This window comes from Streptomyces sp. NPDC047886, from assembly GCF_043204435.1.
Classification (GTDB): Bacteria; Actinomycetota; Actinomycetes; order Streptomycetales; family Streptomycetaceae; genus Streptomyces.
The window spans coordinates 114915-138518 of the sequence record NZ_JBIDCF010000010.1; the positions used below are offsets into that span (position 1 = coordinate 114915).

Below are 23604 nucleotides of genomic sequence, written 5' to 3' on the forward strand. Positions count from 1 at the left end.
CAGCCTCAGCCCAGGACGCGGTAGCGCCCTCGGAAGTACAGCAGCGGGTTCTCCTCGCCGCTCGGGAAACCGGCTGTCAGCACCCGTCCGACGACCAGCGTGTGGTCGCCCGCCTCGACCCGCTGCTCCGTACGGCACTCCAGGACCGAGAGCGCCCCGTCCAGCAGCGGCGCGCCGCTGACCTCGCCGCGCGTGTACGGGAGGTCGGCGAAGAGCAGCCGGTCGCTGACGCGGCCCTTCATGGCGAACCGCCCCGCGATGTGCCGCTGGCGCTCGGAGAGCAGCGAGACGGCCCACAGCGGCTGTTCCGCCAGGAGGTCGTCCATGCGGGAGCCGTTGCGGAGACTGACCATCACCAACGGCGGCTCCAGCGACACGGACACGAACGCCGTCGCGGTCATGCCGGCGTCCTCGCCGCGCGGGCCGTCCGCGCTGAGCGGCGGTTCGTGCGCCGTGACCAGCACCACCCCGGCGGCCAGCCGGGCCATGGCGGCACGGAACTCGTCGTTGCTCACCCCCTCAGCATGCGGGAGACCGGCGGCGGACGCGGTGGACCGGGTTGTTGGCAGCACGCCGGGAACGCTAGCCGCGCACCTCGCCGGGCCGCATCGGGCCAGGGGACCAGCCCGGTCCTAGGACCAGCGACGGGGGCGGCGACGGGGCGGCGACCGGGCGGCGACCGGGCGGCTGAGGAGGCGGCGACGGGGACGGCCGTTCCCGCGGGTCCGGCGCGTGCTCCCGTACATCTCCGGAGGCGTGCGCGTACGTACCGCGGGTACGCACCGCCGTCCTCCCGTCGAATTTGCGTTCAGTAAGTTCCGGGGAAGGCCATGGCCCGGACATCCCCCCGCCATCACCGCTTGTGACTTGAGTCACAGAGCGCGGTAATTGTTGACCCTGTGTACCGGGTGCACAGCTCGCTGTGATTCAGTGGCCGTGACAGTGCAATACGAGCGTCTATGAGAACCCTGGAGTTGCTGTCGAGGTCTCGGGGAGAGCGAGCACATGGAGACCGAGTCGGAGCCGTACGTCCGTCTTGCGACCCTGCGGCAGCTGCATCAGGTCGTCGCCACCCTGAACACGGCCCGCAGCCTGGCCGACACGCTGCAGACCGTCGCCGACGGCGTCATCAACGGTCTCGGCTACGAGCTGGCCTGCGTGAACCTCGTGCGCCCCGACGGTGACCTGGTCGTCGCCGCGTTCGCGGGCAGCTCCGCCGCGGAAGCCCTGATCACCGGCAGGGTCGGCTCCCGGGTCTCCTGGGAACGCCGCCTCCACATGGGCGAGGCGTGGGGCGACCTGCGGTTCATACCCCACACCGAGGGCTGGGTCCTGATAGAGGACGACGTGCCGCAGTGGCACACCGAGGGCCCCGAGCCGCGCTTCGAGGACGAGTGGCACCCCAGGGACCGGCTCTACGCGCCCATGTACACCTCGGGGCCCAACCGCGAGCTCCTCGGCGTCATCTCCGTCGACCGGCCCCGCAACGGCCGCCGACCCGGCCCCTGGGGGCAGGAGGCGCTCCAGATGTACGCCTCCCAGTCGGCGATTGCGATCAGCAACGCCCGGCTCCGCGCAAACATGCAGCGGGCGCTCGTCCGCCTCGAACGCGAGCAGCAGGCGCTGCGGGCCAGCGAGGAGTCGTTCCGCCAGGCGTTCGAGTACGCCCCGTCCGGTATGGCCATCGCCGAGATGGGCGGCGACCAGCACGGGCGGCTGCTCCGGGCGAACGACGCTCTGTGCCGGCTCCTCGGCCGCCCCGCCGCCGTGATGCGCCGCTACTCGTTCGCGGACCTGGTCCACCCCGAGGACGTCGGGACCCTGCTGCGGACCTCCGCCGAGGGCGGCCGCGCCGAACTGAGACTCGCCCGCCGGGACGGCACGTACGTATGGGTGTCCCTGCGGAACTCCGTCGTCGCCGACACGGCCGACGGCCCGAGGTTCCTGCTCACCCATGTCGAGGACATCGAGGAGCGCAAGCGGCATGAGCTCCAGCTCGCCCACCGCGCCTCGCACGACGCGCTGACGGGGCTGCCCAACAGCGCCGAGCTGCGCTCCCGCCTCAGCGCCCGGCTGTGCTCGCGCCCCGGCGCGGTGCGGGCGACGGCGGGGCAGGACCCCGAGCCGTACGGCAGCACCTACGAGAACACGTACGACAACGGCCACCGCGACCGGTACGACAACGGCTACGACAGTGGTTACGACAACGGGTACGAGCACGGCTACCGGGGTGACGCGTTCGACTTCGACCCGACCGCCGCCGGCCCGTACGACCACCATGTGCACACCGTCGCGCCCAGCGGCGACAGCGATGTCGACGACGGGACGAAGGGGCTCGCCGTCCTCTTCTGCGACCTGGACGGCTTCAAGTCGATCAACGACCGGTTCGGGCACCACACCGGTGACGCCGTCCTCATCGAGGTGGCCCGCCGGCTCACCGCGGGGGTGCGCGACGGGGACACGGTCGCCCGGCTCGGCGGTGACGAGTTCGTCGTCCTCGCGGACGGGCTGGGCGCGGCCGACGCCGCCGATCTCGCCGTCCGGCTGCGTAACGGAATCATCCCGCCGATCCGCGTCGACGGGCGCGCGGTGCGCGTGGGAGCGAGTTTCGGTATCGGATGGGCGGAGTGCGGAATGTCCGTCGAAGAGGTACTGAACTCCGCTGACCAGCGGATGTACATCGAGAAGCGGTCCCGCGCCAAGGTTCACCGCCGGGCGGGGTAGCCCGTTCGGGGTAGGCTCGCCGGGGTCGGTAGACGGCTGGCGAGCACGGATGAGGAGTGACCAGGGATGGCTGCCGGTAACAACGGCAACGGCGCGGGCACGCCCGAGGACGAGGACCCGTTCGGCTACCTGTACGCGGACGGTCAGGCCTCGGCTGCCTCGTCGCAGCGCCAGGGCGGCTACGGCTACCCGGGGCCGGCGGCCCAGCCGGGACGGCCCCGTACGTCGTACAACCAGGTCAGGGCGGTCGGCGAGCGCCAGTACGGCCAGGTGCCCCAGCAGGGCCAGGCCCCGCAGCAGCAGTACGGCCAGCCGCACCCCCAGTACGCCGCGCCCGAGACCTACCCCGGCGGTGCCCCCACCCGTCCGGTGCCCGCGCAGCCGCAGCGCGGCGGCCGGGGCGGCGGGCCCAACACGAAGGGCCTGCTGATCGGCGCGATCACCGTCGTCCTGGTCGTGGTGGCCGGCATCACGGTGGCGCTGCTCAACAAGACCGGCGACGAGAAGGACAAGGCCGGCGGCACGAACCCGTCTCCGGGAGCCACCCAGGTCGAGGAGTCCCCGTCCCCGGACGCCTCGCCGTCCGACGAGGCCCCCGCCGAGCTCCCCAAGCAGGACGCGGCCACGCTCCAGCTGACCCCGCCGGCCGTCCTCGGCACGGAGGTCAAGGGCGCGAAGGGTGCGGGCGGTGCGTATGTGACGGGCTTCAACGCGGTGGGCGCGGCGGTCACCTGGAAGGCGAACGTCGACGTCCCGGGCGAGTTCAAGCTCTACGTGCGCTACGCGATCCCGGCCGTCGAGGCCAACGCCACCCTGACCGTCAACGGCAAGCCGAACTCCAACCCGCTGGGTCTGAAGGACTTCATCAACCAGACCGATCCCGCGTGGGAGAAGGGCTGGCAGACCACCTGGGCGCCCGTCACCCTGCAGAAGGGTGAGAACGAGATCAAGATCTCGTGCGAGGAGGGCAACCAGTGCAACGTCATCCTGGACTGGCTCGAGGTCAAGCCGGCCTGACCCGTCCGGCGATCACGGGGTGCGGAGCAGGCTCAGGAACCGTGTCACCGTCTCCGCCATCGCCTCGCGCGCGGCGGTGAGGTACGTGCGGGGGTCGACCTTCGAGGTGTCGGCCTCCGCCGCCAGGAAGGCGCGGATCGCGCCGGTGTAGGCGGCGTTCAGGGCCGTACCGACATTGATCTTCGTCATGCCGGCGGCGGCCGCCGCCCGTAGTCCCGCGTCCGGGACGCCCGACGAGCCGTGCAGGACCAGCGGTACGGGGACGGCCCCGCGCAGCGCGGCGATCAGGGTGTGATCCAGGGCCGCCGTGCGTTCGGTCATCGCGTGCGTGGAGCCGACCGCGACGGCCAGCGCGTCGACGCCGGTGTCGGCGACGTACGCGGCGGCCTCGGCCGGGTCGGTGCGGACGCCGGGTGCGTGCGCGTCGAGCGGCGGTTCGCCGTCCTTGCCGCCGACGCGGCCGAGTTCCGCCTCGATCCAGATGCCCCGCTCGTGGCCCCAGCGCACCGCCTCGGCGGTGGCCTTGACGTTGTCGCCGTACGGGAGTCCCGACGCGTCGAACATCACCGAGCCGAAGCCGTGCGCGTGCGCGGCGTGCAGCAGCTCCACGGACACCACATGGTCGAGGTGGAGGGCGAGGGGCGCGCCGGACGCGCGGGCGATCGCGGCCGAGGCGGCCGCGACGGCGGACAGGTCGCCGCCGTGGAAGCGCACCGCGTTCTCCGAGACCTGGAGGATCGCGGGGGTCCCGGCCCGTTCGGCGCCGAGGGCGATCGCCTCGGCGTGTTCCAGCGTGATGACGTTGAAGGCGAAGACCGCGTGGTGGGCCGCGCGGGCCCGGGTGACGAGTTCACCGGTGTTCACGAGTGGCATGGCCCCTGCTTTCGGTGCGTCTGCTCAGCGTCGGCCGCTGAGAGGTCTTCGCCCTCCCCACGCCCCTCCGGCCCCGGTCCTCCGGCCCCCCGGTCCTCCGGCCCCCCCGGTCCCCTGGCCCCGGTCCTCCGGGTTCTCGGGGTCCTTCGGGTTCTTCGGGTTCTCGGGGGTCTCGGGGTTCTTCAGGGTCTCGGGGTCCTTCGGGGCCTCCCGGTTCTCCGGGTCCTCCGGGTCCTCGGGGGTCTTGGGGTCCTCCGGGTTCTTCGGGTCCTTCGGGTTCTCGGGGTTCTCCGGGTCCTCCGGGTTCTCGGGGTCCTCCGGGGCGGCGGGGCTCCGCCGGGTCTCCGGGTCGTCGTCAGGCCGCCGCGGCGTGCTCCCTCACCGTGATGCCGTCGAGCAGCCGCCGGTAGTCGCGCGGGTCGAACTCGCCGGCCGTGGGCGCCAGCACGGTCGCCGTGGCGAGGGCGGTGGCGCGGGCCAGCCGCTCCGGCCACGGCAGCCGCTCCACCAGGGCGGAGAGCAGCCCGGCGACCGCCGAGTCGCCCGCCCCCGTGGGGTTGCCCCTGACGGGTGCGGTGGGCGCGGCGTGCCAGGTGCCGTCGGGCGTGACGGCGAGCAGCCCGTCGGCCCCGAGTGAGGTGACCACGGCGTGGGCGCCCCGGCGGCGGGCGTCCCGGGTCGCGCGCAGCGGCTCGCGGGCGCCGGTGAGCGCGGCGAGCTCGTCGGCGTTGGGCTTGACGAGGTCGGGGCGGGCGGCGATGCCGCGGCGCAGCGGTTCGCCGCTGGTGTCGAGGAGGACCGGGACGCCGGCGGCGCGGGCGCGGCGGACGAGATCGGCGTACGCGCCGACGTGGACGCCGGGCGGCAGGCTGCCGCAGAGGGCGACCGCGTCGGCGTCGGTGAGCAGCTCCTCGTACGTCGTCAGGAGCGTCGCCCACTCGGTGGGTGTGACGACCGGGCCGGGTTCGTTGAGCTGGGTGGTGTCGCCGGTGGCGGTGTCCACGACGGCGACCGTACGGCGGGTGTTCCCGCCGACGGGGACGAGCGCGTCGCGCAGCGGGAGCGTCTCCGCCCGCTCGGCGACGAGGCCGCGCAGGAGGTCGCCGGTGGGGCCGCCCGCGAAGCCGGTGACGACCGTGTCGTGGCCGAGGGCGGCGAGGACGCGGGCGACGTTGAGGCCCTTGCCGCCGGGGCGTTCGGCGACGGTGGTGACACGGTGCGCGGTGTGCGGGACGAGCGCGGGCACGGTGTAGGTGACGTCCAGCGCCGTGTTGAGCGTGACCGTCAGGATCACCCGTAACCACACCCCCGAAGTCCCGGTCGCCGCGGCTCCGTCGGTGGTGACGGCCGGGCGACGATGACACAACCGCTTGCTCCGGGCCCCGATCATGCCAAACAGACGGCGGTCGGCCCAGTCCCCGGGGCCGACCGCCGTACGGCAATTCATTCGGAAATCAGCCCAGTTGGGGTTCAATCACCCATTCGCCCTGGCGCATGACACCCTTGAGGGTGAATTCGGCGTCGAGGATCACCAGGTCGGCGTCCTTGCCCGGCTCCAGGGAGCCCACGCGGTCGTCGATGCCGAGCAGCTTCGCCGGGTTGGCGGAGATCGCCTGGACGATCGCGTCGACGGGCAGCCTGTCGATGGTCGCGGCCCGCTTGAACGCGGTGTCCAGGGTGAGCGTGGACCCGGCGATCGAGCCGCCGTCGACCAGCCGCGCGACCCCGTCCCTGACCTCGACCTCCAGCGGCCCCAGGTGGTAGACGCCGTCCCCGAAGCCGGCCGCGTCCATGGCGTCCGTGATGAACGCGACGCGTTCCGCGCCCGCGTGACGGAACGCCAGCTCCAGGGCGGCCGGGTGCAGGTGCGTACCGTCGTTGATCAGCTCGACGGTGATCCGCTCGTCCTCCAGCAGCGCGGCGATCGGGCCGGGGGAGCGGTGGTTCAGGGCGGGCATCGCGTTGTAGAGGTGGGTGGCCACGGTGGCGCCCGCCTCGATGGCCTCCACGGTCTGCTCGTAGGTGGCGTCGGTGTGGCCGATCGCCGCGATGACTCCGTGGTCGGCGAGCAGCCGTACGGAGTCGATGCCGCCGGGCAGTTCGGTGGCGAGGGTGACCATGCGGGAGTGGCCGCGCCCCGCGTCGATCAGCTTCCGTACCTCGGCCGGGTGCGGGTCGCGCAGCAGCGCCTCGCTGTGGGCGCCCTTGCGGCACGGCGAGATGAACGGCCCCTCGAAGTGGATGCCCGCGATGTCGCCCTGCTCGGCGAGCTCGGACAGCTGCCCGGCGCGGTGCGCGAGGAAGTCCATGTCGCCGGTGACGGTGGAGGCGACGAGGGTGGTGGTGCCGTGCAGCCGGTGCGTGTGGACGCCCTTGAGGACCTCCTCGACGGTGCCGGAGGTGAAGGAGGCGCCGCCGCCGCCGTGGTTGTGCATGTCGACGAAGCCGGGCACGATCCAGTGCCCTGTCAGGTCCAGGGCGGGCGTGTCGGCGGGGGCGTCGTCGGTGATCCTCCTGCCTTCGACGGTCACCCGCCCGCTGTCCACGATCCCGGTCGGCAGCACCACGCGGGCGCCGGCGAGAACCTTGTGATCGGCCATCAGGCGTTACCTTCCGAGTCGTTGGCGAGGAGATCCCAGGCGAGGAGTCCCGCGCCCAGGCAGCCGGCGGTGTCCCCGAGGGCCGCCGGGACGATGGCGGGCAGCTTCTGGAACGTGACGCGCTCCTCGACGGCGGCCCTGAGGGGTGTGAACAACGTTTCCCCCGCCTCGGCCAGGCCGCCACCGATGATCAGCGTGCGGGGGTCCAGCAGGGTGAGGGCGGTGACGAGCCCGTCGGCGAGCGCGTCCACGGCGCTCCGCCAGACCCGTACGGCCCGTTCGTCGCCCGACTCGACGGCCTTGGCGCAGTCGGCGGCGTCCGCGTCGGGATCGCCGCTCGCCTCGGCCCAGGCGCGGGTCACCGCGGCGGCCGATGCGAGGGTCTCCAGACAGCCGCGCTGGCCGCAGCCGCAGGAGGGGCCGCCGGGGCGTACGACGATATGGCCGATCTCGCCCGCGCAGCCGTGCGCGCCGGCCTCGATCGCGCCGCCGATGCCGATGGCGCCCGCGATGCCGGTGCCGAGCGGGACGAACAGGAACCGGTCGGCGCCCTTGCCCGCGCCGATCCGGCCCTCGGCGAGGCCGCCGGTGCGGACGTCGTGGCCGAGCGCGACGGGCAGCCCGCCGAGCCGCTCGGCGAGCAGCGCGCGCAGCGGGATGTCGTGCCAGCCGAGGTTGGCGGCGTAGACGGCGATTCCGCGGTCGGCGTCGACGATGCCGGGGACGGCGACACCGGCGGCCGAGGCGCCGACGCCGTACCGCTCGCGGCCGTGGGCGTGCAGCTCGGCCGCGAAGCCGAGGATGGACTCCACGACCGCGTCGGGTCCGCGCTCGCGGCCGGTGGCGCGGCGTGCCTCGTACAGCAGCGTGCCGTCCGCTCCGACCAGGGCGGCTTTCATGCCGGTGCCGCCCACATCGAGGGCGATGACGTGTCTCACGGAAGACAGTGTCGCCCGCGCGGCGTGAAAGGTCTAGTCCACTTGCGAGGATTGTTGCCGCACCATACAAATCAGATGGTCGGACGAACCTCCCTGCGGTCGTGACGGCAGGTCACGAGAGGATGACGCTCCGCGTGAGGTTCCTGGGGCGGTCCGGGTCGTACCCCCTGGCCTCCGCGAGCGCGACGGCGAGCCGCTGCGCCCGCACCAGATCCGCCATCGGGTCCGCCGACGCGTGCGCGTGGAGCGTGCCCCCGACCCGGGCGACGTCCCCGGCCAGGCCCTCCGGAAGGGCGCCGAAGACCCAGGCCACCCGGCCGGGCCCGGTGATCGAGATCGGGCCGTGCCGGTACTCCATCGCGGGGTACGCCTCCGTCCACGCCCCGGCCGCCTCGCGCATCTTCAGGGCCGCCTCCAGGGCGAGACCGTAGGTCCACCCCCGGCCCAGGAACGTCCACTGCTCGGCCGTGAGCACCGCCTCCGGAAGGGGCTCGGTCACGGCGAGCTCCGCGTCCAGCGCCGCCTCCGCGACCGTCTTCAGACCGGCGACGCCGCTCGCGCCCGTGCCGCCGTTCGGGCCGGTGCCGCCGTTCGCGCCGTCGGCGACCGGGCTGTCGTCGAGGCCCGCGCGCAGGAACGCCAGCGCGGTCGTCGCGAACCGCGTCTGGACGACCGACTCCTCGTCCGCCCAGTCCAGCACCGCGACCGTGTCCGCCGCGTCCATGACGGGCGTCTTCGGGTCCGCCGTCAGGGCCAGCGTGGGCGCCCCGCCGGCCATTCGGGCCAGCAGGTCGAGGACCTCGGTGGTCGTACCGGAACGGGTGATCGCGACGACCCGGTCGTACGAGGCGGCGCGCCCCCGCGGGAACTCGGACGCCGCGAACGCGTCGGTCTCGCCCTGCCCGGCCGCCTCGCGCAGGGCCGCGTAGGCGAGGGCCATGAACCAGGAGGTGCCGCAGCCGGTGACGGCGACCCGCTCACCAGGGCGCGGAAGTCCGTCGAAGGCGGCGGCGGCCTCGGCGGCACGGCGCCAGCACGCGGGCTGGGTGGCGATCTCGGCGGTGGTCCGTGACATGTGAGGCAGCTCCCCTGGGAGTCGGGTCCATGCGGTCGGGTGCGTGCGGATCGAACGGGGCGGCGCGTTCGATCTGCATAGCAGTGCCCGTGAGAGCCCGGCAACCGTCCTTGGATGACCAGTGGTTTAGACCTAGGTGTAGACCTCATGGCCGGGAATGAGGCAAAATCGCAGCTCTACGAAGAGCAAGGGTGGTAAGAGCTGTGCAGCGCCGCTACACGAGACTGACCGCGGCGGTGGCCGCACTGGGCATCGCGGCAACGTTGTCGGGCTGCGGCACCGGCGATTCGGGGGACGTCACCCTGAAGCTGGTGGCCGCCGACTACGGCAGCGGCGAGGCGAACAGTTCGAAGAAGTACTGGGACCGGCTCGCCCGCGAGTACGAGGGCAAGAACCCCGGCGTCACGATCGACGTCAACGTCCTGTCCTGGAAGGACGTCGACCGCGAGGTCGCGGAGATGGTCGACCGGGGCGAGGCGCCCGACCTCGCGCAGATCGGCGCGTACGCCGACTTCGCCCAGGCCGACAAGCTGTACCCGGTCGACGACCTGCTCTCCATCCCCACCCAGGCCAACTTCCTGCCGATGCTCAGCCGGGCGGGCGAGGTCGGCCGGACGCAGTACGGCATGCCGTTCGGCGCGAGCACCCGGCTGCTGTTCTTCAACGAGGACCTCTTCGACAAGGCCGGGGCCAAGCCACCGGAGAGCTGGGAGGACATCCAGAAGGCCGCGCAGAAGCTGAAGGCCAAGGACGTCACCTACCCCTTCGCGCTGCCGCTCGGCTCGGAGGAGTCCCAGGCGGAGACCATGATCTGGATGCTCAGCGGAGGCGGCGGCTACCGCGACGCGACCGACACCTCGTACCAGATCGACTCGCCGGAGAACGTCACCACCTTCACCTGGCTCAGGGACAACCTGGTCGGCAAGGGGCTGACCGGGCCCGACGCGCCCGGCGAGCTCGACCGGCAGGAGGCGTTCGACGCGTTCGTCCGCGGCGAGGTCGGCATGCTCAACGGCCACCCGACGCTGATGGAGGCGGCCGAGAAGGCCGGGGTCAAGGTCGGCAAGGTGGCACTGCCCGGCATCGACGGCAGGGCCAAGGGCTCGATGGGCGTCGCCGACTGGATGATGGCCTTCAAGCAGAACGGCCACCGCAAGGAGATCGGCGCGTTCCTCGACTTCGTGTACGAGGACAAGAACGTGGTCGCCTTCTCCGACCAGTACGACCTGCTGCCCGTCACCGTCACCGCCAACACCGCCATGAAGGCCGACCCGGCGCACGCGCCGCTGCGGAAGTTCCTGGAGGAGCTGCCCGGCTCGGAGCTCTACCCGGTCGGCCAGACGTCGTGGGCGCGGGTCAGCGAGAGCGTCAAGAAGAACATCGGCAAGGCGGTAGCGCCCGGCGCCGACCCGAAGTCGGTCCTGGAACAGATCTCCCGCGACGCCCGAGCGGCGGAACAGGCGGCGGCGAAGGCCGCGGAGTAGCGCCCCCGTCCGCGACGCCGCCCGGCAGGCCCGCGTCCACCGGGCCGGCCGGTGCAGTCGGGCCGGCGGGTGCAGGCGGGCCGGCCGGTGCAGTCGGGTCGGCCCGGGGTGGCCTGGGGCGGCCCAGGGAGCGGTGAGTCCCGGAACGCCCGCCCGGTCGGTGCCGGTGCCGGTCGCCGGTGGCGGACGCGGCTCGCACCGGATCCGCCGGTGGCGGGCGCGGCCCGCACCAGGTCCGCCGGAGGTGGCGCAGCCCCGCACCAGGTCCGCCGGTGGTGAGCGGGCTGGCCGGGCCCGCGGTCGGTGGGCGTGGCGGTGGTTGGAGTAGCTAAGTTGCTCATATGACCGCACCCGAATCCCCGCGCCAGGGCCGGACCCCGGGCCCGCTCGGTGAGCGCGAGCGCACCGTCCTCGCCATGGAAGCGCGCTCGTGGCCGGGGCCGGGCGCCAAGGAGCGCGCGATCAGGGAGCGTCTCGGCATCTCGCCGACCCGCTACTACCAGCTGCTCAACGCCCTCCTGGACGACGAACGGGCCCTGGCCCACGACCCGGTCACCGTCAACCGGCTGCGCCGCGTCCGCGCGGAACGCGAGGCTCGCCGCGAGGCCCCCGGGCATTCCGGCATGTGATACGCCCACCCGTGTCGCGAGACGGCCAGGTGTGAGTCATGGGCCGGGTGGATAGATAGGCACACATGTCCACCAACCCGGAGTCCCTGCCGTCCGCGCTGCCCCGGCCCACCACGCCCGCCGGCCGGGACGGCCTGGCGGCGATCCTGGCGCGACCCGGCAAGGCGGTCGTCGCCGTCGACTTCGACGGCACCCTCGCGCCGATCGTCCCCGACCCCGAACAGGCCCGCGCCCACCCCGGCGCCGTGGCCGCGCTCGCCGCGCTCGCGCCCCGGGTGGCGTCCGTCGCCGTGGTCACCGGCCGCCCGGCCGAACTCGCCGTGCGATACGGCGGCTTCGCCGGGGTGCCGGGCCTGGACCACCTGGTGGTCCTCGGGCACTACGGCGCCGAGCGGTGGGACGCGGCGACCGGCGAGTTCACCGCGGCGCCTGAGCACCCGGGTGTCGCGGCGGTCCGGGCGGAACTCCCCGCGGTCCTCGACGCGGCGGGCCCCTGGCCCGGCACCTGGACCGAGGAGAAGGGCCGCGCGGTCGCCGTCCACACCCGCCGCGCCGAGAACCCCCAGGCCGCGTTCGACGCCCTGTCCGGCCCGCTCGCCGACCTGGCGAGCCGCCACGGCCTCGTGGTGGAACCGGGCCGTCTGGTCCTGGAGCTGCGCCCGCCCGGCATGGACAAGGGCCAGGCGCTCACCGACCACGTCCGCGAGACCGGTGCGGAAGCCGTCCTCTACGCGGGCGACGACCTCGGCGACCTCCCGGCCTACGCGGCCGTGGAGAAGCTCCGCTCCGACGGCACCCCGGGGCTCCTGATCTGCAGCGGCAGCGACGAGGTCACCGAACTCGCCGCCCGCGCCGACCTCACCGTCCCGGGTCCGGCGGCGGTCGTCACCTTCCTCGCGGCCCTCGCGGGGGCGCTACGCGAGTGACGAGGCGTCCAGGTCGATGTCGAACGGCTCGCGAAAGGGCGTCCGCCACCTCAGCCCCGTGCCGCCCGCAGGGCTTCCAGCTGGTCCAGGAACCAGCGCTGCGGCGGCAGCGCCGTCGCCGCAGCGGCCAGGCGCTTCGTGCGTTCCGCGCGTTCCGCCTCCGGCATCGTCAGCGCCTGGTGCAGGGCCTCCGCCGTGCCCGTCACGTCGTACGGGTTCACGACGAGCGCGTCCTCCCGCAGCTCCTCGTACGCCCCCGCCTCCCGCGACAGCACCAGCGCGCAGCCCGCGTCGGAGACCACCGGGACCTCCTTCGCGACCAGGTTCATGCCGTCCCGGATCGGGTTGACCAGCGCCACGTCCGCCAGCCGGTACGCCGCCAGGGACCGGGCGAAGTCGTCCTTCACGTGGAGGATGACCGGGGTCCAGCCCTCTGTGCCGTACTCCGCGTTGATCTCCGTCGCCAGCCGGGAGACCTCCGCCGTGTACGCCCGGTACACCTCCAGGTCCTGCCGCGACGGGTACGCGAAGGCGATGTGGACGACCCGCTCGCGCCACTCCGGGTGGTCGGCGAGGAGGGCGCGGTACGCCAGGAGGCCGCGCACGATGTTCTTGGACAGCTCCGTACGGTCCACGCGGATGACCGTCCTGCGGTCGGTGCCGCCGATCTGGTCGCGGAGCAGCGCCATGCGGTCCGCCACGTCCGCCTCGCGCGACCTGGCGCGGAGGAAGTCGCCGTCCGCGCCGAGGCCGTGCACGCCGATCTCCGTGGTGCCCGTGCCGCCCACGAGGCGGGCGCAGCACGCGGCGAACGCCTCCGCCCAGCGGTGGGTGAGGAAGCCGAGGCGGTCCGCGCCGAGCATGCCGCGCAGCAGCTCCTCCGCGATGTCGTCGGGCAGCATGCCGAAGTAGTCCGGCGGCGCCCACGGGGTGTGCGAGAAGTGGCCGATGCGGAGGTCCGGGCGGAGCGCGCGGAGCATGCCCGGCGCCAGCGCCAGGTGGTAGTCCTGGATCAGGACCGCCGCGCCGGGCGCCGCCTCCGCCGCCAGGGCCTCGGCGAACGCGCGGTTGTACGCCCGGTACTCCTCCCACCGGCGGCGGAACTCCGCGTCGAAGACGGGTTCCAGCGGCGTCTGGTAGAGCATGTGGTGCACGAACCACAGCACCGAGTTGGCGATGCCGTTGTACGCCGCCTCCTGCGTCTCGGACGGGATGTCCAGCATGCGGACGCCCGGCTCGCCGATCCCGCGCCGTACCGCCTCACGGTCGCCGTCGCCCAGCGCGGCGCACACCCACAGCGCCCCGGCGTCGGGGCCGATCGCGGACAGGCCCGAGACCAGGCCCCCTCCGCCGCGCCTCGCCTCCAGCGAGCCGTCCTCGCGGAGGGCGTAGCTGACCGGACCGCGGTTCGATGCCACCAGAATCTCGGAGACCATGTGGCGAACCTAGCCCGTACCAGAAACGCTCAAACGTACGGAAATCAAGCCACGCGGCGCTTTCTCGTGTACTCCGTCACCTCTGCCATCGGCGGTCGCTCCTCCGTGTCGACGGGATGCGTGCGCGGCGCGAAGCCGTCCTCCGTACGGTCGAACTGGGTCAGCCTCGGCCGCACCAGGTGCCCCCGCGACAGCCGTAGCTGCGCCGTCCGGTAGATCGCCGCAGCCATCCGCCCCAGCGCCCGGTCGTCCTGGTGCCGGTGCAGCCGCACGCCCACGTCGACCTGGGCCAGCGCGTCCAGGCCGACCGTGTGCAGCGCGTCCACCAGAAGGCCGAGCTCCACGCCGTAGCCGACCGGGAAGGGCAGTCGTTCGAGCAGCGAGCGGCGCGCCGCGTACTCGCCGCCCAGCGGCTGGACGAATCCGGCGAGCAGCGGCCAGTGCAGGTTCAGCAGCGGGCGGGCCACCAGCTCCGTCACCCGGCCACCCTGGCCGCCGACCGGGCCGGTGCCACCGTCCGCGAGCGGGCGGTCGTACATCGCCTTCACGAACTCCACGTCGGGGTCCGTCAGCAGCGGGCCGACGATCCCGGTGACGAAGTCCGCCTTGAACTCCCGCAGGTCGGCGTCGACGAAGCACACGACGTCCCCGCCCGTCACCAGCAGGGAACGCCACAGCACCTCGCCCTTGCCGGGCACGGCGGGGACGCGGGGCAGCACCTCGTCCCGCGCGACCACCCGCGCGCCCGCCGCCGCCGCGACCTCCGCCGTACGGTCGGTGGAGCCCGAGTCGACCACGACTAGCTCGTCGACCAGGGGCACGGCGGCGGACATGAGCTCGCGCCGGATCACGGCCACGATCTCGCCGACCGTGGCCTCCTCGTTCAGCGCGGGCAGGACCACGCTGACCGTCGTCCCGTGCGTCTGTTTGGCGGCGAGCAGCTGGTCGATCGGCCGGTCGGCCACGTTCCAGGACCGCCGGTCCAGCCAGCGCTCCACCTCTTCCAGCACCCGCGCCACTCCTCGTCTGTGATCCATCTCGCGGTTCGGACGACTATCTCAAGCGTCCGGACCTTCGGTTACAGTCTTGAACAACGCGCGAGACCACCGCATGCCGGGGTCCCGCGCCGACAATCACATACCGCTCATCCAGAGGGGCAGAGGGAAACGGCCCGATGAAGCCCCGGCAACCCTCCAGCCGGCACCGCATATCCACCGCGGGGCCCCGGCTAGGGAAGGTGCCAAATCCGTCTCATGGCGAAACGCGCCAATGAGAAAGATGAGGAGAAAGGGCCTCGCCTCCATGGCTGTGCAGACCGCCGCACCCACCACTTCCGGCACTTCCGGCACTCCCGGTACCGCTTCCGCCGACGCCGTCGACCCCGCTGCCGCCTCCGCCGGATCCGTCGACCTCGGGCCCGCCTCCGCGCTTTCCTGCCGTGAATGCGGCGAGCGCTTCCCGCTCGGCCCCGTCTTCGCCTGCGAGCTGTGTTTCGGCCCCCTCGAAATCGCCTACGACCTGCCGTCCGGCGACCCGGAGGCGCTCCGCGCCCGGATCGAGGCCGGCCCCGCCAGCATCTGGCGGTACGCCCCGCTCCTCCCCGTCCCCGCCGACGTGACGGAGAAGCCGAACCTCAACCCCGGCTGGACCCAGCTCGTCCAGGCCGACAACCTCGCCCGTGAGCTGGGCGTCGAGCCGGGCAAGCTGTTCGTCAAGGACGACTCGGGCAACCCGACGCACTCCTTCAAGGACCGGGTCGTCGCCCAGGCCCTCGAGGCCGCCCGCGCCTTCGGCTTCACCACCCTGTCCTGTTCCTCCACCGGAAACCTCGCGGGTGCCGTCGGCGCCGCCGCCGCCCGCGCCGGCTTCCGCTCCTGCGTGTTCATCCCGCACGACCTGGAGCAGGGCAAGGTCGTCATGGCCGCCGTGTACGGCGGTGAGCTCGTCGGCATCGAGGGCAACTACGACGACGTCAACCGCTTCTGCTCGGAGCTCATCGGCGACCCGCTCGGCGAGGGCTGGGGCTTCGTCAACGTCAACCTCCGCCCGTACTACGCCGAGGGTTCCAAGACCCTCGCGTACGAGATCTGCGAGCAGCTCGGCTGGCGGCTGCCCGACCAGCTGGTGATCCCGATCGCCTCGGGCTCGCAGCTCACGAAGATCGACAAGGGGCTGCAGGAGCTCATCAGGCTGGGCCTCGTCGAGGACAGGCCTTACAAGATCTTCGGCGCCCAGGCGGAGGGCTGCTCCCCGGTGTCCACGGCTTTCAAGGCCGGTCACGACGTCGTACGGCCGCAGAAGCCGAACACCATCGCCAAGTCGCTGGCCATCGGCAACCCCGCCGACGGGCCGTACGTCCTGGACATCGCCCGCCGCACCGGTGGCGCGGTGGAGGACGTGAACGACGAGCAGGTCGTGGACGCCATCAAGCTGCTGGCCCGTACCGAGGGCATCTTCGCCGAGACGGCCGGCGGGGTGACGGTGGGGGTGACCCGCAAGCTGATCGAGAACGGCGTACTCGACCCGTCCCTCACCACCGTCGTCCTCAACACCGGCGACGGCCTCAAGACCCTCGACGCGGTCGCCCCGACCACCGGCCCCACCGCGACCATCCGCCCCAGCCTGGACGCGTTCCGCGACGCCGGCCTGGCCCGCTGAGCTGCCGCCGAGCCATCGCCGAGACCCTGAGGAGAGCAACCGCATGAGCGTCAACGTCCGCATCCCCACCATCCTCCGCACGTACACCGGCGGCAAGGCCGAGGTGCCCGCCGAGGGATCGACCCTCTCCGAGGTCATCGCGTCCCTGGAGCGGAGCCACCCCGGCATCGCCGCGCGCGTCCTGGACGACCAGGGGCAGCTGCGCCGCTTCGTCAACGTGTACGTCAACGACGACGACGTCCGCTTCGAGGGCGGCCTCGCGACCGCCACGCCGGACGGTGCGGGCGTCTCGATCATCCCCGCGGTCGCCGGCGGCTGATCGCCTCATCGCCTCGCAGAACGACCCCTGCCCCCTCCGCGAGTAAAAGCGGAGGGGGCAATTCTGCATGGTTGAGCGCGGTAGAGTTGGGGAAGTCCCCACCGCTGCTCTTGCCCGCCGCATATGAGAATGCGCCCCGTCACGACGAGATGCAGCCAAAGTGTCCGAGCGTTATGCGCCATTTGTGCGCTTTGCCGGGCCCGACTTGCCCTGGGATCGGGTAAATTCCAGCGGTTTCTCCGTTCACGCCTGCTCGGAATTCTCGTCCGATTGACCTGTTGCAGAGGGCAGTTGGGCAGATACATTCAGCCGCGGTCGACGCGTTCCGGCGCACGTTCCCGCCTGTCAGGGAGCGAGGTCTGACCCGGGTCCGCGAAGTGCGGTCCTGTGCAAGGGCCAGTAATAGGGGAGTTAGGCATGGCTCAGGGCACCGTCAAGTGGTTCAACGCGGAGAAGGGGTACGGCTTCATCGCGGTCGACGGTGGTGCGGATGTTTTCGTCCACTACAGCGCGATCCAGATGGACGGGTACCGCACCCTTGAAGAAGGTCAGCGAGTCGAGTTCGAGATCTCGCAGGGCCAGAAGGGTCCGCAGGCGGACATGGTCAAGCTCGCCGGCTGAGAACGGCGCGATTCGGCCATCGACTTCACGCGCGGCCAGCCGCCGTGGCGTGCTGAGGGGCTCGTATCCCGGAGGGGGATACGAGCCCCTCATGCGTACCCGCGTGCGGGATCGGGATCGCGTGGGGGGCCGCGTGCGGGGTCGCGTCATGCCCGCGTACGGGGCCTCGTCCCGCCCGTGCGCGGGATCCCGCCCTGGCGCGCGTACGGGGTCGCGCGGCGGCCCGGCGCACGGCCGCGCGGCGGCCTGGACGCACGGCCGCGCGGCCGCCCGGAGGCGCGGCCGGGCGCCCGGGGCGCTTGCACTCGCAGGGGTCGAGTGCTAATCATTGGCGTTAGCACTCTGAAGGTGAGAGTGACAACGAAGGACCTCGTCGGTGAGGCCCGCAGGCCGCGTGGGGCAAGGAACCACACGGCACGCAGGCCGTCCGTCGCGGGCGCCAGCGCGGTCCGGAGCAATCCTTCCCCAAGCTCTCAACTGCGTTCGAGCAGGGGAGACCCCATAAGTCCGGGAGGACCACTTCACATGGCCAAGATCATCGCGTTCGACGAGGAGGCACGGCGCGGTCTCGAGCGCGGGATGAACCAGCTCGCCGACGCCGTCAAGGTCACCCTTGGCCCCAAGGGTCGCAACGTCGTCCTCGAGAAGAAGTGGGGCGCCCCCACGATCACCAACGATGGTGTGTCCATCGCCAAGGAGATCGAGCTCGAGGACCCGTACGAGAAGATCGGCGCCGAGCTGGTCAAGGAAGTCGCCAAGAAGACGGACGACGTCGCCGGTGACGGTACGACCACCGCGACCGTCCTCGCCCAGGCGCTCGTCCGTGAGGGTCTGCGCAACGTCGCCGCGGGTGCCAACCCGATGGCGCTGAAGCGCGGCATCGAGAAGGCCGTCGAGGCCGTCTCCGGCGCCCTGCTCGAGCAGGCCAAGGACGTGGAGACCAAGGAGCAGATCGCCTCCACCGCCTCCATCTCCGCCGCCGACACCCAGATCGGCGAGCTCATCGCCGAGGCGATGGACAAGGTCGGCAAGGAAGGCGTCATCACCGTCGAGGAGTCCAACACCTTCGGGCTCGAGCTCGAGCTCACCGAGGGTATGCGCTTCGACAAGGGCTACATCTCGGCGTACTTCGCGACCGACATGGAGCGCATGGAGGCCGTCCTCGAGGACCCCTACATCCTCATCGTCAACTCCAAGGTCAGCAACGTGAAGGACCTCCTTCCGCTGCTGGAGAAGGTCATGCAGTCGGGCAAGCCGCTGCTGATCATCGCCGAGGATGTCGAGGGCGAGGCCCTGTCGACCCTGGTCGTCAACAAGATCCGCGGCACCTTCAAGTCCGTCGCCGTCAAGGCCCCGGGCTTCGGCGACCGCCGCAAGGCCATGCTCGGCGACATCGCCATCCTCACCGGTGGCCAGGTCATCTCCGAGGAGGTCGGCCTCAAGCTGGAGAACGCCGGTCTCGACCTGCTGGGCCGCGCCCGCAAGGTCGTCATCACCAAGGACGAGACCACGATCGTCGACGGCTCCGGCGACAGCGACCAGGTTCAGGGTCGCGTCAACCAGATCCGTGCCGAGATCGAGAACTCCGACTCGGACTACGACCGCGAGAAGCTCCAGGAGCGCCTCGCGAAGCTGGCCGGCGGCGTGGCCGTCATCAAGGCCGGCGCCGCCACCGAGGTGGAGCTCAAGGAGCGCAAGCACCGCATCGAGGACGCGGTGCGCAACGCCAAGGCCGCCGTCGAGGAGGGCATCGTCGCCGGTGGTGGCGTGGCCCTGCTGCAGGCGACCAGCGTCTTCGAGAAGCTGGACCTGGACGGCGACGAGGCCACCGGTGCCGCCGCCGTGAAGGCCGCCCTGGAGGCTCCGCTCAAGCAGATCGCCGTCAACGCCGGCCTTGAGGGCGGCGTCGTGGTGGAGAAGGTGCGCAACCTCACCCCGGGCCACGGCCTGAACGCCGCGACCGGCGAGTACGTCGACCTGGTCGCCGAGGGCATCATCGACCCGGCCAAGGTGACGCGCTCCGCGCTGCAGAACGCCGCGTCGATCGCCGCGCTGTTCCTCACCACCGAGGCCGTCATCGCCGACAAGCCGGAGAAGGCCGCCGCGGCCGCTCCGGGCGGCATGCCGGGCGGTGACATGGACTTCTGATCCGCCCGGCCGTCAGGCCACGGATCGGACCCGTCCGACACACCGAGGGCGGCACCCCTTCTCCAGGGGTGCCGCCCTCGGGCGCGTCCGGAACGCGGTCGTGTGATTTTTTACGTAATGCCTGGTTGGCGGCCGTATGTGAAGATGGCTCGGGCCCCGCGACGACCCGCGCCGCCCCCTGCCCGCCAGTCGTCCCCCCACAAGGATCCCTGTGCAAAGCCTCGATGCCCTGATCGTCGACATCAACGACGTCTTCTGGACCTATCTGCTCATCCCGGTCGTCGTGATCGCGGGCCTGTACTTCACCCTCCGCTCCAAGGGGGTGCAGCTGCGGCTCTTCCCCGAGATGCTGCGCGTCCTGAAGGAGCCCGGCCCGCGGGGGACCGGGGGCCGCAAGCCGGTCTCGTCCTTCGGGGCGTTCACGATCTCCGCCGCCGCCCGTGTCGGCACCGGCAACATCGCCGGTGTCGCCACCGCGATCACGCTCGGCGGCGCGGGCGCGGTCTTCTGGATGTGGGTCATGGCGCTCGTCGGCGCGGCCTCCGCGTTCGTGGAGTCCACGCTGGCCCAGCTGTACAAGGTCCGCGGCGACGACGGCACGTACCGGGGCGGCCCGGCGTACTACATGCGGCGCGCGCTCGGTAAGCCGTGGCTCGGCTTCGTCTTCGCCGTCACCATCACGGTGACCTTCGGCTTCGTCTTCAACGCCGTCCAGTCCAACACGATCACCGCCGTCGCCGGCGGCTCGTTCGCGGCCGGCGGCGAGGAGTGGTTCGCGCCGGCCATGGGTCTCGGCGTCGCCCTGCTGCTCGGCCTGGTGATCTTCGGCGGGGTCCGCCGGATCGCCTCCGTCACCCAGCTGCTCGTGCCGGTCATGGCGATCGTCTACCTGCTGCTCGGTATCGCCGTCGTCCTGCTGAACATCGGCGACGTCCCGCGCGTCTTCGCCGACATCGTCGGCGGCGCCTTCGGCTTCCGCGAGGTCGCGGGCGGCGCGATCGGCGCGGCCATCCAGAACGGCATCCGCCGCGGCATGTTCTCCAACGAGGCCGGGCTCGGCTCGGCCCCGAACGCCAGCGCCACCGCCGAGGTCTCCCACCCGGTCAAGCAGGGCCTCGTGCAGTCCCTGGGCGTCTTCTTCGACACGCTGCTGATCTGCTCGATGACGGCGTTCATCATCCTCACCACGAACCCGTCGCTCGCCGGCCGCCAGGGCGCCGACCTGACGCAGTCCGCTCTCCAGTCGACGCTCGGCGCGTGGGCCGGGCACGTGCTGACCGCCGTCGTCTTCATGCTGTGCTTCTCGACGCTGATCGGGAACTACTACTACGGCGAGTCCAACATCGAGTTCATGACCCGCAAGCGGTGGGTCCTGCCGTCCTACCGGATCCTGGTCCTCGTGACCGTCTTCCTGGGCGCGCTCGGCTCGGTGAGCGTGGTGTGGAACCTCGCGGACGTCTTCATGGGCTTCATGGCCCTGGTCAACCTGGTGGCGATCGTCCCGCTGTCCGTGATCGCCTTCCGGCTGCTGGACGACTACCAGGCCCAGCGCCGCGCGGGCCTCGACCCGGTCTTCACCGCCGACCGGCTCCCGGACCTGCGGAACGTCGAGTGCTGGGACGCCCCCCAGGAGGACGTCCGCGCCCCCGTCGCCTCCTGACGGCCCGTACGTACGCCGAGGGCGGCACCCCGCGCGGGGGGTGCCGCCCTCGTTCGTGCCCGGGTTCCGGCTCGGGCTCCGGCGACGCGGATCAGCCCGCCGCGTCGCTCCGGCGACGCGGATCAGCCCGCCGCGTGCTCCTCGGCCACGACCACCTCGCGCAGCTCCAGCAGCGCCCGCAGAGCGGTGCTGTACATGTGGACACTCTTCTCGCTGTGCGTGGTGACCGCGCTCTTGACCTCGTTGTAGGTCTTGGCGATGACCGCGTCCAGGTCCTTCTTGTCGATGCCGTCCATGGCGGAACTCCCCGTGTACTCGTACCTGTTCGTTCGCGCGTGGGTCAGACGCGCGGAACGATCAGCATAGAGGGCCGGTCGGTGGGCGTACGCGCGTCGTGCGGGTCAGCGGTGCTTCAGCCCCGCGACGAACGCCGACCATGCCGGGGCGCGGAACACCAGCCGCGGGCCATGAGGGTCCTTGGAGTCCCGGACCGGGACGATGCCAGGTCCGCCGTCGGCCACTTCGAGGCAGTCGGCGCCGTCCCCGCCGCTGTGAGTCGACTTGCGCCACTCAAGGCCGGTGATCCTCATGGGCGCGATCCTCCGCCACTGATTCGATCAGGGCCAAGGAGTCCCGGGGTGGCAGCGCACCGGCTCGGAGCAGGTCGTAGGTGTACTGGTGGCGCTTGACGGCGGCCGGGTCGTCCTCCAGCCGGCCGGACGCCAGGCCCTCCAGGTAGGCGAGCGGGGGCCCGTCCTCGAACGTCATCAGCTTCAGGGAGCCGCTCATGCCCGCGTGTTCGCCCACGCGGAACGGCAGCACCTGCACGATGATCCGGTGGCGGCGGATCATCGCGGCGATATGGCGGAGGGCCTCCGCCATCACCGCCGGGCCGCCGACCCCGCGGCGCAGCACCGCCTCGTCGAGGACCGCCCAGTACAGCGGCCTGTCCGGGTCGTGGAAGATACGGGCCCGGGAGAGCCGTGCCGCCACCAGCGTGTCGATGACGTCCTCCGCCGCCGTCGGCCGGTACGCGCGGAACACCGCCCGCGCGTACCCCTCCGTCTGCAGCAGGCCCGGGATCAGCAGCGGCGCGTACTCCTTGATGGTCGCCGCGACCGCCTCGGCCTCCGCCGCCTCCGCGAAGTGGTCCGGGTACTCGGACTTGTTGGCCGCCTTGCAGTTCCGCTCGAAGAACCCGTTGGTCTCCAGCAGCTCGTCCAGCTTCACGGCCATGTCGGGCTGTATCCGCCGGGTACCCGCCTCCAGCTGGCCGATGAAGGAGCCGCTCACGAAGAGCGGACGGCCCAGTGCGTCCTGGCTGAGGCCCGCGTTCTCCCGGGCGAAACGCAGCTCCGCGCCGAGCAGCGCCCTGGGGGACGAGGAGGGATCGAGATCCTTGGGTCCGGGCACAGTGCAACTCCCGTTAGCCAGATGGGGTTGTTGGGATGCCGACACCGTTCAGGCTAGCCATCGAGTGACCACGCTGTGTAGGGAAGGCGAATACTCAGCGTGCGTGGAGGTGCGGGTCATGGAGGCGCGAGCTGCGGATCGGTTGCGGATGGCGGAGGAGACGGTGGCACGACTGCGGGGCGAGCTGGGCGCCGCGGGGGTCGTCCTGCCTTCGCTGCGCGTGGACCCGGTGACGGCCACGGGCGAGGAGCCGTACCCGCTGGTGGAGCTGGGGCGGTGCAACCTGGACACGGCGCTGCGTCTGGCGGCCGTGCTGCACGAGGCGAGGCGGTGAGGGTGGAGGTCGCCGTCGAGGTCGGGACGTACGCCGTCGACGCGCGGGACGGCCGGGTGGGGGAGGTCGTGGGCCATGTCGGCGGGTGCGTGCGGCTGCGCCCGCCGGGCGGGGGCCGTGAGTGGGACGTACCGTGGCCGGTGGTGACGCCGGCCCCGCCGGGCGTGGCCCTGCGGGCGCGGGTCCGGGCGCTGAACCGCGCGGCGCGGCGAGGGGTGTGACCGGGCGGGAAGGCGCGCGCTGGATCCGGGGGCGCGGAGGGCGCGGAGAGGGAACGGGGGAGCGGAGAGGGGCGGTCACCCTGTTGGCTGGCGCCTTGTCGCGGGGGAGTGGGACGCGGAGGAGGGTGAGAAGCGGGCCAGGCGCCCCGACCCGTGAGGAGAACGCACGATGCGCATGATGCTGCAGGCCACGATGGACACCGAGAAGGGCAACGAACTCATCAGGAGCGGCAGGATGCCCGAACTGCTCGGCGAGATGATGCGGCGGCTCCAGCCCGAGGCGGCGTACTTCACGGCGGAGCACGGCTGCCGTAGCTGCCTGATGGTGTTCGACATGGAGGACCCGTCGCAGTTGGTGACCATCTCGGAGCCGCTGTTCATGGAGCTGGGCGCGGAGGTGGTGATCCAGCCGACGATGAACGTGGACGACGTCGAGCGGGGACTGGCCGCGTTCCAGGGCTGACCCGCGCCTCCTGCCCGGCCGGGGCGGTCAGGTCCGGCGGGAGGGGGCGGCGGCCCGTCGGGGTT

The 23604-nt window shown here is 72.0% G+C and carries 24 protein-coding genes and 1 riboswitch; of the genes, 13 read left to right on the forward strand and 11 right to left on the reverse strand.

What is annotated here, in order from left to right:
- Window positions 1-5: 5 nt before the first annotated feature.
- Complete coding sequence (locus ACGF5U_RS27330; RefSeq protein WP_392716953.1) at window positions 6-569, reverse strand: flavin reductase family protein; 564 nt, start codon at window positions 567-569, stop codon at window positions 6-8.
- Window positions 570-1005: 436 nt separating this feature from the next.
- Here ACGF5U_RS27330 and cdgB point away from each other — a divergent pair, with 436 nt between their 5' ends.
- Both cdgB and ACGF5U_RS27340 read left to right on the forward strand, forming a co-directional pair.
- The gene (gene cdgB / locus ACGF5U_RS27335; protein ID WP_392716797.1) at window positions 1006-2724 is read left to right on the forward strand and encodes a diguanylate cyclase CdgB; all 1719 of its coding nucleotides are present in this window, start codon (window positions 1006-1008) and stop codon (window positions 2722-2724) included.
- A 66-nt stretch (window positions 2725-2790) separates the two neighbouring features.
- Entirely contained in the window at window positions 2791-3741 is a 951-nt protein-coding gene (locus ACGF5U_RS27340) for a CBM35 domain-containing protein (protein ID WP_392716795.1), read from the forward strand.
- Window positions 3742-3753: 12 nt separating this feature from the next.
- Here the strand turns inward: ACGF5U_RS27340 and ACGF5U_RS27345 are convergent, their stop codons facing one another.
- The 5 genes from ACGF5U_RS27345 to ACGF5U_RS27365 all read right to left on the reverse strand — a co-directional run bounded on the left by ACGF5U_RS27345 (window position 3754) and on the right by ACGF5U_RS27365 (window position 9227).
- Window positions 3754-4614 carry a ketose-bisphosphate aldolase gene (locus tag ACGF5U_RS27345; RefSeq protein ID WP_392716793.1) on the reverse strand — a complete coding sequence of 287 codons (861 nt, stop codon included), beginning with the start codon at window positions 4612-4614 and terminating at the stop codon, window positions 3754-3756.
- Between the two features lie 355 nt (window positions 4615-4969).
- Window positions 4970-5908: a 1-phosphofructokinase family hexose kinase gene (locus ACGF5U_RS27350; RefSeq protein ID WP_392716791.1), complete on the reverse strand. Its 939-nt coding sequence runs from the start codon at window positions 5906-5908 to the stop codon at window positions 4970-4972.
- A gap of 160 nt (window positions 5909-6068) precedes the next feature.
- A complete protein-coding gene (gene nagA / locus ACGF5U_RS27355; protein ID WP_392716789.1) occupies window positions 6069-7214 on the reverse strand; it encodes an N-acetylglucosamine-6-phosphate deacetylase in 1146 nt (381 codons plus the stop codon).
- Window positions 7214-8152 (reverse strand): ROK family protein, encoded by a 939-nt coding sequence (locus tag ACGF5U_RS27360; RefSeq protein WP_392716787.1) that lies wholly within the window; start codon window positions 8150-8152, stop codon window positions 7214-7216. The genes nagA and ACGF5U_RS27360 overlap by 1 nt, the downstream gene beginning before the upstream one ends.
- Before the next feature lie 112 nt (window positions 8153-8264).
- On the reverse strand, window positions 8265-9227 hold the full coding sequence (locus ACGF5U_RS27365) for an SIS domain-containing protein (protein WP_392716785.1): 963 nt from the start codon (window positions 9225-9227) through the stop codon (window positions 8265-8267).
- A gap of 203 nt (window positions 9228-9430) precedes the next feature.
- On the opposite strand from ACGF5U_RS27365, the gene ACGF5U_RS27370 reads away from it, so the two are divergent.
- The 3 genes from ACGF5U_RS27370 (at window position 9431) to otsB (ending at window position 12266) form a co-directional block, all read left to right on the forward strand.
- The gene (locus ACGF5U_RS27370; protein WP_392716783.1) at window positions 9431-10711 is read left to right on the forward strand and encodes an ABC transporter substrate-binding protein; all 1281 of its coding nucleotides are present in this window, start codon (window positions 9431-9433) and stop codon (window positions 10709-10711) included.
- Window positions 10712-11052: 341 nt separating this feature from the next.
- Entirely contained in the window at window positions 11053-11340 is a 288-nt protein-coding gene (locus ACGF5U_RS27375) for a DUF3263 domain-containing protein (protein WP_392716781.1), read from the forward strand.
- Between the two features lie 65 nt (window positions 11341-11405).
- Window positions 11406-12266 (forward strand): trehalose-phosphatase, encoded by an 861-nt coding sequence (otsB, locus tag ACGF5U_RS27380; protein WP_392716779.1) that lies wholly within the window; start codon window positions 11406-11408, stop codon window positions 12264-12266.
- Window positions 12267-12316: 50 nt separating this feature from the next.
- On the opposite strand, the gene ACGF5U_RS27385 is transcribed toward otsB, so the two are convergent.
- Both ACGF5U_RS27385 and ACGF5U_RS27390 read right to left on the reverse strand, forming a co-directional pair.
- Complete coding sequence (locus tag ACGF5U_RS27385; RefSeq protein ID WP_392716777.1) at window positions 12317-13702, reverse strand: trehalose-6-phosphate synthase; 1386 nt, start codon at window positions 13700-13702, stop codon at window positions 12317-12319.
- A 44-nt stretch (window positions 13703-13746) separates the two neighbouring features.
- On the reverse strand, window positions 13747-14712 hold the full coding sequence (locus tag ACGF5U_RS27390) for a glucosyl-3-phosphoglycerate synthase (protein ID WP_392716951.1): 966 nt from the start codon (window positions 14710-14712) through the stop codon (window positions 13747-13749).
- Between the two features lie 131 nt (window positions 14713-14843).
- A riboswitch (SAM riboswitch) is annotated at window positions 14844-14987 on the forward strand.
- Here ACGF5U_RS27390 and thrC point away from each other — a divergent pair.
- From thrC to ACGF5U_RS27415, 5 genes are all read left to right on the forward strand, one after another.
- Window positions 14972-16360 (forward strand): threonine synthase, encoded by a 1389-nt coding sequence (thrC, locus tag ACGF5U_RS27395; RefSeq protein ID WP_392716775.1) that lies wholly within the window; start codon window positions 14972-14974, stop codon window positions 16358-16360. (Overlaps the previous riboswitch by 16 nt.)
- A gap of 43 nt (window positions 16361-16403) precedes the next feature.
- Window positions 16404-16679, forward strand: coding sequence for a MoaD/ThiS family protein (locus tag ACGF5U_RS27400; protein WP_392716773.1), 276 nt, complete (start codon window positions 16404-16406; stop codon window positions 16677-16679).
- Window positions 16680-17096: 417 nt separating this feature from the next.
- Window positions 17097-17300 (forward strand): cold-shock protein, encoded by a 204-nt coding sequence (locus ACGF5U_RS27405; protein WP_031073244.1) that lies wholly within the window; start codon window positions 17097-17099, stop codon window positions 17298-17300.
- Between the two features lie 525 nt (window positions 17301-17825).
- A complete protein-coding gene (gene groL, locus ACGF5U_RS27410; RefSeq protein ID WP_392716770.1) occupies window positions 17826-19448 on the forward strand; it encodes a chaperonin GroEL in 1623 nt (540 codons plus the stop codon).
- Window positions 19449-19659: 211 nt separating this feature from the next.
- The gene (locus ACGF5U_RS27415) at window positions 19660-21108 is read left to right on the forward strand and encodes an alanine/glycine:cation symporter family protein (RefSeq protein WP_392716767.1); all 1449 of its coding nucleotides are present in this window, start codon (window positions 19660-19662) and stop codon (window positions 21106-21108) included.
- 122 nt (window positions 21109-21230) lie between these two features.
- Here ACGF5U_RS27415 and ACGF5U_RS27420 read toward each other — a convergent pair whose 3' ends face one another.
- From ACGF5U_RS27420 to ACGF5U_RS27430, 3 genes are all read right to left on the reverse strand, one after another.
- A complete protein-coding gene (locus tag ACGF5U_RS27420) occupies window positions 21231-21404 on the reverse strand; it encodes a hypothetical protein (RefSeq protein WP_392716765.1) in 174 nt (57 codons plus the stop codon).
- Between the two features lie 105 nt (window positions 21405-21509).
- On the reverse strand, window positions 21510-21698 hold the full coding sequence (locus ACGF5U_RS27425) for a DUF397 domain-containing protein (protein WP_392716763.1): 189 nt from the start codon (window positions 21696-21698) through the stop codon (window positions 21510-21512).
- Complete coding sequence (locus tag ACGF5U_RS27430; protein WP_392716761.1) at window positions 21679-22521, reverse strand: Scr1 family TA system antitoxin-like transcriptional regulator; 843 nt, start codon at window positions 22519-22521, stop codon at window positions 21679-21681. Before ACGF5U_RS27430 ends, ACGF5U_RS27425 begins: the two co-directional genes overlap by 20 nt.
- Window positions 22522-22639: 118 nt before the next feature.
- Here ACGF5U_RS27430 and ACGF5U_RS27435 point away from each other — a divergent pair, with 118 nt between their 5' ends.
- The 3 genes from ACGF5U_RS27435 to ACGF5U_RS27445 all read left to right on the forward strand — a co-directional run bounded on the left by ACGF5U_RS27435 (window position 22640) and on the right by ACGF5U_RS27445 (window position 23539).
- Window positions 22640-22855, forward strand: coding sequence for a hypothetical protein (locus tag ACGF5U_RS27435; protein ID WP_392716759.1), 216 nt, complete (start codon window positions 22640-22642; stop codon window positions 22853-22855).
- Entirely contained in the window at window positions 22852-23076 is a 225-nt protein-coding gene (locus ACGF5U_RS27440) for a hypothetical protein (RefSeq protein ID WP_392716757.1), read from the forward strand. Before ACGF5U_RS27435 ends, ACGF5U_RS27440 begins: the two co-directional genes overlap by 4 nt.
- A 169-nt stretch (window positions 23077-23245) precedes the next feature.
- Entirely contained in the window at window positions 23246-23539 is a 294-nt protein-coding gene (locus tag ACGF5U_RS27445; RefSeq protein WP_392716755.1) for a hypothetical protein, read from the forward strand.
- Window positions 23540-23604 lie beyond the last annotated feature (65 nt).